This window comes from Colwellia sp. E150_009 (assembly GCF_053543955.1).
This window is the reverse complement of the sequence record NZ_JBHFOM010000054.1, coordinates 1-13,267: the sequence shown is the minus strand read 5'-3', so window position 1 is coordinate 13,267 and position 13,267 is coordinate 1. Positions and strand designations below refer to the sequence as shown.

Here is a 13,267-nt window from a genome sequence, read left to right as displayed (position 1 = left end):
TATTGGTAATATTTTTAAAGCCGATTTCAGATTAATTAAGACTATGCTTTTTTAGTGATATTGTTAATAGGCATATCAAGTGTAACCTGATTACGACCATGTTCTTTGGATTGATAAAGTGCATGGTCAGCTCTTTTTATTATTTCCATAATTTTATTTTCTGATTTTTGTTTTACAGCTATCCCTATACTAATTGTAACTTGAAATTGTTTTTGACCGTAAAAAAATAGATGATCTTGCACCTTCTTACAAAGTTTGTCGGCAACAATTTTGGCTTTAAGCTGAGTCGTGTTTGGCATCATTACAGCAAATTCTTCTCCTCCGTACCTTGCTATAATATCGATAACACGAAGGTTGTTTTTTAGTAATGATGCGACTTCAGTGATTACATAATCACCGCAAGGATGACCATAGGTATCATTTATTCGCTTAAAATGATCGATATCAATCATTAAAATACTTAATGCTGAGCCGTTTCTGTTTGCTTCTGACACACGAGATTCACCATATTCAATCAGGTGTCGATGATTAAATAAACCTGTTAGATGATCGCGAATAGTTAATTCGAGTAATTGTTTATTTTTGTGATCAGATGCTGCTTTTATTTCTTTTAATTTTAAAGCCATATTGTTGAACTTATTAACTAACTTGCCTAACTCATCATGTTGGTTAATTTGTTCAATATCCACATTAAATTCGCCTGAAGCAATGATATCTAAACTTTTCTTAACTTTTTTCAATGGTTTATTTATAAAAAAAGCGAGTAGGAATGATAATGTAAAAACAATAAGCATGGTGACGATTAGAATAAAATAAAATTGACTTTTTAATGTATCTACCAATTGAAATGCTTCATCAATTTCTTGCTCTGCAATTAAAATAAAATTTAATCCATCTATGTTAGAAATAATAGAAACACCTAAAACAGAGGTATCGAGATGATTTTTCCAAATGCCTTTACTTTCGAGATTGAATTTTTGAGCTTGTTTTACTGGATAGGTTTCAAATTTAAAAGAGGACTGGTTTTCTATGGAAGAATTTTTAGATGTCATGATCCTTTTACTTTCTAGATCTAGCATGTAAATTGACTCTCTGACAGATAGCCTGCGATGTTCTGATTTAGCACCAAGGTTGAATAATAGTTCACCAGAGAATAAATCTTGTATTTTATCCATGTAATAGTGGTTAACTAACACGCCTAATGTAGATTTTGTCGTGTCATTGCTAATAACTGGGGTAGCTATCATTCCTTGTAATTGTTCACTAATATTATTAAATTTTGAAATGTAGCTTCTTAAAAGTCCCTTTTGAAAGTAAAGCTCTTCAGATATATCTATGCCGATCCTACTAACAGAAGTAGAAGAGACAATTTTACCTTCGGTATTGACGATATCAATAATCACGAGGTCACTTTGAGTTGGTAGTTTATTTTTTTGCAAGTGATTATTTAATGCTTGTGCAGAGCCATTTTCGTTCGTAATTTTTTGTAATTCATTTTTAATAAAACCATCAGAGGAAAAGTCGATAGTATTTGTTTTTAGTGTTTCTAAAAATAAATGAATTTCGCCAACTTTATATTCTGCACTAATGCTTAATTGATCCAATGTGCTTTTTTTTAAAGCTTTTTCGCTACCAATGAAAAATAGTGTACTTAATACGAGTAAGGGAACAATTGAAACGATAATAAGTGCAGTTGTTAATTTTGATCGAAGTGAAAAGTTTCTAATTTTTTTCATCATATACTGCTAGTTCTAAGAAGAAAGGATACATTAATTGCTCAATTATTTATTATGCAGTAACGATGAGTTAAATACTAATAGGTTGATTTAAAATGACTTACTTTATTTACTAAAATAAGTGCTAGTGCAGAAGTTTTTGTCTTTTATTGCAGAAGGTTTTGCGTATAAATACCCTTGTACTAAAATATTGGTAATGTTAAAACCTTTGATTAAGTTATGTTGAGATATATGCTCAATACCTTCAATAACAATCATTACACCTAATTTATGGCATAGGTGAAGTAAAGCCGTTAAAGTATCTAACTTACGTGTGTTTTTTTCAATATCACAAACTAAGCTGCGGTCAATTTTGATTATATCAACATCTAGGTTATTGATATAATCAAGTGTTGAATAGCCTGAGCCGAAATCGTCAATAGCAATTTTTATTCCTTGTTGTTTTATCCATTTAAAGTGGTTAACTACTTTATCAAGAGGAACTGGACATGAATCAATTTCGGTTGCTTCAAAAATAAATCGAGACTTGTCTATGCCATATTTATCAAAATTATTAAGCAATGCTTTAATAAGTGTCACATTAATAATTTGTGGCATGTTAAAATTTAAAGCAAAACTGATATTATCATACAAGCCATCATTATCATTTAAAAAGGTAATAAGCTGTTTAGTTACATAAAGAGCTACTTTAGATAGACATCCGTTTTTACTTGCCAATTCAATTATTTTGGTTGGGTTTATTGCACCATATTCAGCATGTTGCCAACGTAATAAAATCTCGACCATATTTACTTGTTCTGAGTCAAGATCAAATATGGGCTGCCCAGCTAAATACAATAAGTTACTGTCCATTGCTTTTTCAAGCTCTATAAACATATCTCTATCAGTATGAGTAAAATGATCTAGATGATGACTAAAGTATTGCCAATCAAGTGCTTCAGATTTTGCCAATTTAAGCGCTATATCAGCCCGTCGTAATACCTCGGTATGTTTTTTTATTTGTGTTGTTAAGTCAACTAAGCCAAGAGATAATTGAATATCGATGAAGTCATGTCTGTAAGGAATAGGTTGTACTAGCAATTGAAAGAATTGATTAATTTCGTTCATACTTTGGTGTTTAAAAATAATGCCAAATTCTTCTAAATTTAAACGATATATACTGGCGCCTTCCCTTAAAATCGTCATTAAACGTTCAATCAGTGTTGATGATACGCATTCAGCACCAGCATTACCAAATTGGCTAAAAATTTCGCTGTATTTATGTATTTTTAATATTGAGAAAGATAATGAAAAATCTAAATCTATCTGTCGTTCAATACTTAAATGGCTAGTTAGATCTTTAAATAAATTGTTTCTATTATTTATTTTATATAACTTATTTAAGTTATCTTGTTGTACCTGCATATTTCTAATCCATTTTTAATTGTAGTAGATATTCGTTTCTAGCGAAAAAATTATTCAAGTAGCCAAATAAATCAGCAAAAAATATTTTTTAACTATAGAGATAATTCTGTTAAAAAACAGGATATTCCTGAATATCGGGAAATGCTCCCGATGGATTGATAATAAAAATATGCTAGGGTGACACCAATAATCAGCTAGTTGCTATCAAATGGAATTAAATATAAAAACATGCGGCATTGATATAAATCAAAATGCCTAGTTACTAAAGAACTAATTCATTATAAAAACATGATGGCGTTGATTTATATCAACACTATCGGTAGGAAAGAGGATACGCTTATCAAAACTAATATCTGATAATACAGTTAATTTCCTCGTATTATTAATATATTTTGAAGAATTAGTGAGGCATTATGCAGAGAAATAAATTGCAACCTCGTTTGCCCTTTTCAATTACTGACAAAGGTCATGTTACACATAAATTTCATCATAAAATAAAGTTGTCACTGCTCTTTGTTTTTCCGTTACTAATTTTTATTAGTAGTGCTACTTTTCAAATAGATAAATTAACAACGCGTACATTACAGTTAGCTAATATGGATGAACTGACCAATTTAACAGTAAAAATTAGTCATTTATTACATAATTTACAAAAAGAGCGAGGATACTCTGGTGTTTACATTACAAGTGATGGCACGCAGTTTAAAACCGAATTACTTGCTCAAAGACGATTAGTAGAAGCAAGTAATAAAGTAGTCCATCAATTACTTACACAAATCAATTTTATTACCAATATAAAATTTGAAAACAGAGTTGCCAGCTTTAACCAGTATTTTGTTGAGCTTGATAACATTCGTCTTCAAGTTGATAACTTAGCAATAGATGACTCAACAGCTATCAAGTTTTATAACCAATTAAACCACCAGTTGCTTGATGTACTGACGAGTATTGTTCAATTAACGGTTGACAGCAAAGTTACACAAGCATTTTCTGCTTATACTTTATTTCTCAGAGGAAAAGAAAGTGTTGCCATGGAAAGGGTACAGTTTGGTGTTGTTCTCACACGAGGCTATTTTTCAAATAACGAACACAGTGAGTTAGTTAAGTTAGATTTAGAGCAAAACATTTTTTTTCATGAATTTTCTGAATATATAAGTAATGAATTGCTACAAGATTTTGAAAAGATAAATAGTAAACAAGCGATTGCCTCTATTCATGAAATAAAAAGTCGTGCTTTGAACAATAATAACACGGGGATAAATGTTTCTGATTGGTTCAATGTGATGACGAATAAAATAGATAAATTAAATTTATTAGGGGATAAAATTTCAGTTGAACTTATTTCAAATGTCAGCCAATTAAAACAAAAGAGCGAACAAGAGCGAAATTATTGGTTAGTTGCCTTGATTAGTCTTTTTATTGTTATTTCAGTTTCTGGAATTTGGTTGATTATACATATTAACCGTACCGCAATTAGTCGAATTAAAGAATACCAAGATTTGTTTTCTAAAAACTCAGCAGCAATGGCTGTTATTGATGGGTGTACAAAGAAAATTCTTTATGGTAACCAAAGTTTTGCTGAGCTCATAGGGTATAGTCAACAAACCTTACCTAAGCTTAATATTTCTGATTTTCATCGTAAAAGGGATATAAAAGACCTTTTGAGTATTTTTAATAAAATGATGCGTGGTGAAATATCAGTCACTGAAAAAGTTTTATTTATTCGTCATGATGGAACCGTGTTTTTTGCGGATATATTCGGGTTTCCAATCACAATTGAAAATAAAGAATGTTTAGCTGCTCATGTAGTAGACATTACCAATAAATTACAAGCTCAGCAGCAAATACACCAGTCTGAGCTAACACTGAAAACGGTATTAAATAGCTTAACTTCGGCTGTTGCAGTATTTGAGTATAAAAATCAAATACCGATATATATGAATAAGAAAGCAAACCAAATATATCAAAAGAGAAATGAAGTTGAGCCTGTATGGTCGTTTTTTGAACAAGAAAATGTGTCTTGCTCTAAAGATGAGCTTACTAATAATCCTACTATTAAAGAGCATTATTTTAATAAATCAAAACAACGTTGTTATCAAATTACCACAAACCTTATTGACTGGAGTGATGGACGAACTGTTTGTTTGAAAATGCTAAAGGATATTACAGAAAATTGTGACGCCGAGTACCGTAATAAAAATCTTCTTACTGAAAATCGTCAATTACTATGTCGGAACTTCTTATTAATAGAGGAAGAGCGTAAGCATATAGCTAAAGAGTTACATGATGAATTAGGTCAATTACTTACGGGTATAAAACTTCAAGCTGATTTTATTTTTAGACAAACAGAAGATAATCATAAAGTGTTGCAGGCTTCTGCTAAAAATATTGTTCAAGTAGCCAATCAATTAATTCAATCAACAAGAGATATTACTAACAATTTACGGCCAATAACATTAGACCAATTAGGATTAATTGACGCTATAAAGGAGCTAGTACAAAACTGGCGAACCCTGAATAATCATATTCATTTTGATCTAGAAACCGAAAGTTTGCCTTGCGATTTAAGTGACGAAACTCAAATAAGCATTTATAGAATTGTACAAGAAGGTATTACTAATGCTTGTAAGCATGCCGAGGCAAAAAATATTAAAATTGTATTAAAATTTATAGTATCAACGCTTGATGACGATCGTTATATACTGCAATTAAAAATTCAAGATGACGGCAAAGGACTTGTTCAAACAGATGCATTAAATCATGGGGTCGGCATAATCAATATGCGCGAACGAACAGAAGCACTTTATGGTACTTTTTGCTTAATTGACAGGCAGAACCAAGGGACTGAACTTCTTATAACACTTCCCCTTACTCCTTTGTTACAGGAAGAAGCCTTGTGCCATTAAAAATATTTATTGCAGACGACCATGCCATTGTGCGCAGTGGACTTACTTTATTATTAAACTCCCAGCCTGATTATCAGGTATTGGAAACGGCGACAAATGGGGAAGAATTGTTAGGTGAGTGTCAACATAATTTGCCCGATATTATTATCACAGATTTATCTATGCCTAAGATAGGTGGTATTGAATTAATACGTCGTTTATTACTTAAGTGGCCACAGATAAATATTATGGTTTTTAGTATTTATCAAAATCCTTACCTAACTAAGCGGTTAATTGATATGGGTGTGAAAGCTTATATTAGTAAAAACAGCGATACAGAGATTATATTAGCTGGCATTACCGCTATATCACAGGGTAAAACCTATATTAGTGCTGATATTTCTCTCCCGACAGCACAAGAGAAGTCCCTATCTAAATTAACAGCCAGAGAGTTAGATATATTTTGTTGTATCGCTAAAGGTTTAAGTGCAAAACAGTCCGCAAGTAAACTTTTTTTATCTGAAAAAACCGTTGCTAATAACATATCAATTATTAAGAAAAAATTAAACATTACTAGCTCAATAGAAATCATGCATTTAGCAATACTTGAAGGGTTAGCCAGCCCTTCGTAATTTTAGCAATAGTAAGTTTTTGGTGGTGTTGCTTGAAATGAATTCAATGAGCATAGCAATTAAGTTTTATTAGGGGTTAAACAAAAAAGCTTTTACAAAACAAAATAAAACAAAGTGAAAGGAATAGTAAATAATGATTCGAAAAATAAAAATAAGCTCAAGATTGACATTCGGTTTTTTAATACTGGTACTTATCTTGGCGTTGTCATCTATTAGTTCTATATTTCAGATTACGTCAATTACGCAAAATGCTAATAATGTTGTGGAATTGCGAATTCCTACGGCACAAGCTAGTGCGAGTGTAATAAGTGGCGTTAATCATGCGCTTGCTGCATTAAGAGGCTGGATGCTTTTGGGGCAAGAAGAATTTAAAGTAGAAAGGCGCTTAGCTTGGCAGAAAGAAATAAGCCCAGCAGTGGCAGCATTAGACGAAATATCTGTGAACTGGACAAACCCTAGAAATATAACTCATTTGAAAAAGTTGAAAGGCTTGCTGTTAACACTAGAACAAGAGCAAAAAAATATTGAAGATATAGCGCAAACAGTACATAACACACCATCAATAGAGATGCTTTATCAACAAGCGGTTCCTCAAGCCGTTATTATGTCTGAAGAAATAACAAGGCTAATAGATATTGAACTTAACCTTGCTGCTAATGCCGAAAGAAAAGCATTGTTAGGAATGATGGCCGATGTGCGAGGCTCACTTGGTTTGGGACTTGCTAATATTCGAGGTTACTTGTTATCAGGGGAAGCTCATTATCGAGATGCGTTTGAACAATTATGGGATAAAAATCAACGAAGGTTTTTAGCGTTAACAAAACAACAAAATTTATTAAACAGTGAACAACAAGTGGCGTTTGACATATTTTCAGAAGCAATGGCTGTTTTTTCCCCATTACCTAATAAAATGATAAATGCTAGATCACAAAATGATTGGAACTTAGCTAATTACTGGTTAGCCACTAAAGCTGCGCCGATTGGAGAAGAAATAACAATTATTTTAAACGAAATGGCTATTGATCAAAAAGCGTTGTTAAACAATGATGCAACTGTGCTACTTCAACACAGTAATAATGCTATCTCTACTGCTTGGATATTACTTTTTGTTGGCATTATTGTCGCCTCAAGTTTAGCTTTTGTTATTGTGCGAAGTATTATCATTCCTCTTAACTTGATCTCATCAGGCTTGCTTGAAATAAAACGTAATAATGATTTAACCCTCTGTCTAGACAACGAAGGACGTGATGAGATTTCAACAATGTCTGAGGCTTTAAACGGTGTTTTTTTAACTTTTAAAGATTCACTGCATGAAGTGTCAAGTGCAAGTAACCAAATATCAGTTACTGCAGAAGAAACTTCGATAATTTCAACGCAAATAGCTGATTCTATTCAAAATCAAGCGGCACAAACAGAGTTAATTGCCACAGCTATTAATGAAATGACAGCAACAACAAAAGATATTGCACAAAGTATAGCTAATACCTCTAATGCCTCAGACAATGCTCATGAACATGTAAATACAGGCACGGATATTATGAATAAAACAATTTTTACTATCAATGAGCTAGCTGAAAAAATAGTAGATACGAGCAGTACAGTGAGCGAGTTAGAAGAAAATAGCCGTGAAATAGCCAATGTACTTGAAGTCATTAATTCAATAGCAGATCAAACAAATTTATTAGCGTTAAATGCAGCAATTGAAGCGGCAAGAGCAGGGGAACAGGGACGAGGTTTTTCAGTTGTAGCCGATGAGGTTCGAGCTTTAGCTGCACGAACACAAGAGTCTACAGGTGAGATTAGTTCTATTATTGATAAAGTCCAAAAAAGTGCTAAAGTAGCAGTGGCTTCTATTGTTCAAAGTCAAGAACAGGTAGATGAAGTGGTTGTTCAGGCAAGGTTATCGAATGAAATTCTTATTACGATTTCTGAAGCTATTACTAATATAAATGGTATGAGCAGCCAAATAGCAACAGCATCAGAACAACAAGGCGTAGTTGCTGAAGAAATTAATGTTAACGTTATTAATATTCATGATAAAACGCAAGAAAATGTTGAGGCTGTGGCGGAGTCATCAAAATCAGGGCGTGAACTTGCTAAATTGTCAGTACAAATGCAAGCATTAGTATCAAATTTCAAAATTGTTTAGTTAACCGTTAGTTTTTCAATTTAACCCAAAGAGGCGAAATGTCAGAGCATCGTTTAATATTATTATTGAAAATATCAATCGGAATCGGTTTATGCTTACTCGTGCTTGGCATATACCTTCATAATTTTAGTGACTATATGCATTCGCTAGGGGTTACAGGTATTATTATTAGTGCGGTTTGTATCGCCTTTGGTTTGATTTTTTCTTTACCAACAAAAATGTATTTAACTTTTTTGTTGGTAAAGCGTGAAACTGATAATGAGTCTGAAGATAAAAAACCAGAAAATGATCAAAAAAATAATACGTAATTCATCACAAAAGTAAATTCACAGCCAAATAATGATTTTTTGTTATAAAATCATTATTTACCCTACATAAATCTTAATTTTCATGTAAAATTACCTCCATTTTTTAAGTCTATTTATTGAACGGCAATTTTGCCTTGTATTTGCCTTTGTACAAATAAAGGCTGTTTTTAGTTCCGTTTTAGAGGAAATCATGAGTTTAGACACCACCACCATAGATGACATTGTCGTTCAAGCCCAAAACGCTATCAGTGAAGCGAGCGATCCTAATGCACTTGATCAAGTACGGGTTAATTTTTTAGGTAAAAAAGGCTTATTTACAGAGCAAATGAAAGGCTTAGGTAAATTATCCAAAGAAGAAAAGCCTAAAATGGGGCAAATAATTAATATTGCCAAACAAAGTGTACAAAAATTATTAACAGAACGAGGCGAATTGCTACGTGCGGAAGAAATTGCACAAAAGCTTGCAGCAGAATCTATTGATGTAACCTTACCTGGTCGCGGTACAGAACTCGGTGGTTTGCACCCTGTATCTCGAACTATTGAACGTATAGAAAGCTTTTTTGGTGATTTAGGCTTTGCAGTCAAAGCAGGTCCAGAAGTTGAAGATGACTATCATAATTTTGATGCCTTAAATATTCCTGAGCATCATCCTGCTCGTCAAGATCATGATACTTTTTACTTTAATCCTAAATTAGTATTACGCACACAAACTTCAGGTGTACAAATTCGTACGATGGAAGTTGAAAAACCACCATTGCGTATTATCTCTCCAGGTAAGGTATACCGTAACGATTATGATCAAACACATACGCCTATGTTTCATCAAGTAGAAGGGTTAATGGTTGATAAAGACGTGAGCTTTACTCACCTTAAAGGGATATTACACGACTTTTTGCATCACTTTTTTGAAGAAGAAGTTGAAATACGTTTCCGCCCATCGTATTTCCCGTTCACTGAACCTTCGGCTGAAGTGGATATTATGGGTAAAAATGGAAAGTGGTTAGAAGTACTAGGTTGCGGTATGGTTCACCCTAATGTGCTTAAAGGTGTTGGTATAGACCCAGAAATCTATACTGGCTTTGCTTTTGGTATGGGGGTAGAGCGTTTAACAATGCTCCGCTATGGTGTAAATGATTTACGTGCATTCTTTGAAAACGATCTTCGCTTCTTAAAACAGTTCAAGTAGGAAACCCAAATGAAATTTAGTGAATCTTGGTTACGTGAGTGGGTAAATCCTACACTTTCATCAGATGAATTAGCTCATCAAATTACAATGGCAGGTCTGGAAGTAGACGGTGTTGATCCAGTTGCTGGTGAATTTACCAATGTGATTATTGGTGAAGTCGTTGAATGTGGCCCACATCCAGATGCGGATAAATTACAAGTAACAAAAATTAGCCTTGGTAATTACAGTTCAGCCCATGTTGAAAAAGGTGAGTTGGTTGATATTGTCTGTGGTGCAAAAAACTGTCGTTTAGGTTTAAAAGTAGCGGTTGCTACGGTTGGTGCTGTACTACCGGGTGATTTTAAAATTAAAAAAGCCAAATTACGCGGTGTTGTTTCTAATGGTATGTTATGTAGTGAATCTGAAATAGGCTTAAGTGATAGTTCAGACGGCATTATGGAATTAGCACTTGATGCTCCCATTGGAATAGATTTACGTGAATATTTAGACTTAGATGATGTCACCATTGATGTTGACTTAACGGCTAACCGAGGCGACTGTTTAGGTATAAAAGGTTTAGCTCGTGAAGTAGGAGTGCTTAACTCTCAGTCAGTAACTGAAATAGAAGTTAATCCTGTTGCCCCAACTATTGATGATGTACGTGAAATTAATATTGAAGCGGGCGAAGCTTGTCCCCGTTATTTAGGTCGAGTTATTAAAGGTATCAACCCTGAAGCGCAAACGCCTTTATGGATGGTTGAAAAATTACGTCGCTGTGGCACACGATCTATTGATCCTGTTGTTGATGTAACTAACTATGTGTTATTAGAGCTTGGCCATCCAATGCACGCCTTTGATTTAGTCAAAATTGACGGCGGAATTAACGTACGTTTTGCTAATAAAGATGAAAAGTTAACATTATTAGATGAAAATGAAGTAACGCTTAACGAGAAAACGTTAGTGATTGCTGATGCACCTGCTAATGGACAAGGCAAAGCGTTGGCTATTGCGGGTATCTTTGGCGGGCTTGATTCAGGTGTAACCATTCAATCAACCGATATTTTCTTAGAAAGTGCCTTTTTCGCTCCACTAGCTATATTGGGTAAAGCGCGTCAGTACGGTTTACATACCGATGCTTCACATCGTTATGAGCGAGGCATTGATCCTACATTACAGCAACAAGCAATGGAACGAGCAACGCAATTGCTATTAGATATTGTGGGGGGACAAGCTGGACCGATTGTTGAAGCTAAATCAGAAGAAAATATACCTCAACCTAAAAATGTTACTTTACGACGTGAAAAACTAGACAGCCGTATTGGTCATCATATTAAAGATGAGCAAGTGACTGAAATTTTGACTCGCCTTGGTTTTGATGTAAATGAGGAAGGTGAGGATAACGATAAAACTTGGCAAGTAGTGGTTCCTGCCTATCGCTTTGATATTAAAATTGAAGTGGACTTAATTGAAGAAGTAGCGCGTATATATGGATATAACAATATTCCTAATATTGCGCCAAAAGCCAGTTTAAAAATGGTTAACAAGAAAGAAGCGAAAATAGATTTAGTTAAACTCAAACGCGCATTGGTTAATTGTGATTACCAAGAAGCAATTACTTATAGCTTTGTTGACCCAAAAATACAATCACTTATTCACCCTAACCAAGATGTGATGACTTTGCCTCACCCTATTTCATCAGAAATGTCAGTGATGCGTTTAAGTTTATGGACAGGGTTATTACAATCTGTTGTTTATAATCAAAACCGCCAACAAAGCAGAGTGCGTTTGTTTGAAACAGGTTTACGATTTGTACCTGATGAAAATGCTGAAAATGGTGTACGCCAACAAAATATGATCGCAGGTGTGATTAGTGGTAATAGAGCGAATGAACATTGGGATATAGAAAAAGCACCGACAGACTTTTATGATATGAAAGGTGATGTTGAAGCCCTTTTATCATTAACAGCAAATGCTAGTGCTTATGAATTTTCAGCAGCACAAGTGACGGCCTTACACCCAGGCCAAACGGCAAAAATTACTAAAAATGGGCAATTAGTGGGGTATGTGGGAGCCTTACATCCTGAATTAGAAAGAAAATTAGGTTTGAATGGTAGAACATTAATTTTTGAACTATTGTTAACTGAAATTGTTGATCAAAAAATACCTGAAGCCTGCGATATATCTCGCTTTCCTGCAAACAGAAGAGACTTGGCTGTTGTGGTAAAAGAGGATATTGATGCAAAAAAAGTGTTACAACTTATTGAAAAGGTTGGCGGAAATTATTTAATTGATCTAAACTTGTTTGATGTATACCAAGGTCAAGGTGTTGAAGACGGCTTTAAGAGTCTTGCCATCGCCTTAGTATTACAAGACACGAACAAAACGCTTGAAGAAAAAGACATCACCGATGTTATTGATCGAGTCGTTGATTCCTTAAAAACAGAGTTGAATGCATCACTGAGGGACTAAGCAATGGCGCTTACTAAAGCAGAAGTAGCAGAACATTTATTTGAAAAAGTCGGTCTTAGCAAACGCGACGCAAAAGAAATGGTTGAAATCTTTTTTGAAGATATTCGTGAAACCCTTGAAAGTGGCGAACAAGTAAAACTTTCTGGTTTTGGTAATTTCGATTTACGTCAGAAAAGCGAACGTCCGGGTCGTAATCCTAAAACAGGCGAAGATATTCCTATCTCTGCTCGTAAAGTGGTAACTTTTAGACCAGGTCAAAAACTAAAGAGCCGTGTTGAAAACGGTAATAGTGATTAATTAATAGCGTTGTTATTGTTTTAATTTCTTTACTTGAATGATAAAAAACCACATTAGTTTGTTGCTAATGTGGTTTTTTGATTTTGAATTTTTTTCTATCTATACCAATTTGATTAAATTTCTTCCCAACTCAGAGCTTCATTAGCGAGCTTAGAACAAGGAAAATTGATTAAACATAGTTACTCTATATTTCTTCAATTTTGCGATGTTATCAGTTTGCTA

9 protein-coding genes are annotated in these 13,267 nt (G+C 33.8%); 7 read left to right on the top strand and 2 right to left on the bottom strand.

Annotated elements, in window-relative coordinates; translation table 11 throughout:
* Positions 1-41: 41 nt before the first annotated feature.
* Together ACE1OF_RS17635 and ACE1OF_RS17630 are read right to left on the bottom strand one after the other, a co-directional pair.
* Positions 42-1,736: a diguanylate cyclase gene (locus ACE1OF_RS17635; protein ID WP_448896073.1), complete on the bottom strand. Its 1,695-nt coding sequence runs from the start codon at positions 1,734-1,736 to the stop codon at positions 42-44.
* Between the two features lie 105 nt (positions 1,737-1,841).
* Complete coding sequence (locus tag ACE1OF_RS17630) at positions 1,842-3,140, bottom strand: EAL domain-containing protein (protein WP_448896072.1); 1,299 nt, start codon at positions 3,138-3,140, stop codon at positions 1,842-1,844.
* Between the two features lie 413 nt (positions 3,141-3,553).
* On the opposite strand from ACE1OF_RS17630, the gene ACE1OF_RS17625 reads away from it, so the two are divergent.
* The 7 genes from ACE1OF_RS17625 to ACE1OF_RS17595 all read left to right on the top strand — a co-directional run bounded on the left by ACE1OF_RS17625 (position 3,554) and on the right by ACE1OF_RS17595 (position 13,045).
* Positions 3,554-6,046 (top strand): nitrate- and nitrite sensing domain-containing protein, encoded by a 2,493-nt coding sequence (locus tag ACE1OF_RS17625; protein WP_448896071.1) that lies wholly within the window; start codon positions 3,554-3,556, stop codon positions 6,044-6,046.
* Positions 6,037-6,657 carry a response regulator gene (locus ACE1OF_RS17620; protein ID WP_448896070.1) on the top strand — a complete coding sequence of 207 codons (621 nt, stop codon included), beginning with the start codon at positions 6,037-6,039 and terminating at the stop codon, positions 6,655-6,657. Before ACE1OF_RS17625 ends, ACE1OF_RS17620 begins: the two co-directional genes overlap by 10 nt.
* Positions 6,658-6,790: 133 nt before the next feature.
* The gene (locus tag ACE1OF_RS17615) at positions 6,791-8,806 is read left to right on the top strand and encodes a methyl-accepting chemotaxis protein (RefSeq protein ID WP_448896068.1); all 2,016 of its coding nucleotides are present in this window, start codon (positions 6,791-6,793) and stop codon (positions 8,804-8,806) included.
* A gap of 38 nt (positions 8,807-8,844) precedes the next feature.
* Complete coding sequence (locus tag ACE1OF_RS17610; RefSeq protein ID WP_448896067.1) at positions 8,845-9,114, top strand: hypothetical protein; 270 nt, start codon at positions 8,845-8,847, stop codon at positions 9,112-9,114.
* 190 nt (positions 9,115-9,304) lie between these two features.
* Positions 9,305-10,300: a phenylalanine--tRNA ligase subunit alpha gene (gene pheS / locus ACE1OF_RS17605; protein WP_448896066.1), complete on the top strand. Its 996-nt coding sequence runs from the start codon at positions 9,305-9,307 to the stop codon at positions 10,298-10,300.
* Positions 10,301-10,309: 9 nt separating this feature from the next.
* The gene (gene pheT / locus ACE1OF_RS17600) at positions 10,310-12,748 is read left to right on the top strand and encodes a phenylalanine--tRNA ligase subunit beta (protein ID WP_448896065.1); all 2,439 of its coding nucleotides are present in this window, start codon (positions 10,310-10,312) and stop codon (positions 12,746-12,748) included.
* Positions 12,749-12,751: 3 nt separating this feature from the next.
* Positions 12,752-13,045 carry an integration host factor subunit alpha gene (locus ACE1OF_RS17595; RefSeq protein ID WP_242286967.1) on the top strand — a complete coding sequence of 98 codons (294 nt, stop codon included), beginning with the start codon at positions 12,752-12,754 and terminating at the stop codon, positions 13,043-13,045.
* Positions 13,046-13,267 lie beyond the last annotated feature (222 nt).

Coding starts and splice junctions, on each gene's coding strand:
- ACE1OF_RS17610 (WP_448896067.1), top strand. CDS start 8,845: ATGTCAGAGCATCGTTTAATATTATTATTGAAAATATCAATCGGAATC.
- ACE1OF_RS17595 (WP_242286967.1), top strand. CDS start 12,752: ATGGCGCTTACTAAAGCAGAAGTAGCAGAACATTTATTTGAAAAAGTC.
- ACE1OF_RS17630 (WP_448896072.1), bottom strand. CDS start 3,140: ATGCAGGTACAACAAGATAACTTAAATAAGTTATATAAAATAAATAAT.
- pheT (WP_448896065.1), top strand. CDS start 10,310: ATGAAATTTAGTGAATCTTGGTTACGTGAGTGGGTAAATCCTACACTT.
- ACE1OF_RS17635 (WP_448896073.1), bottom strand. CDS start 1,736: ATGAAAAAAATTAGAAACTTTTCACTTCGATCAAAATTAACAACTGCA.
- pheS (WP_448896066.1), top strand. CDS start 9,305: ATGAGTTTAGACACCACCACCATAGATGACATTGTCGTTCAAGCCCAA.
- ACE1OF_RS17615 (WP_448896068.1), top strand. CDS start 6,791: ATGATTCGAAAAATAAAAATAAGCTCAAGATTGACATTCGGTTTTTTA.
- ACE1OF_RS17625 (WP_448896071.1), top strand. CDS start 3,554: ATGCAGAGAAATAAATTGCAACCTCGTTTGCCCTTTTCAATTACTGAC.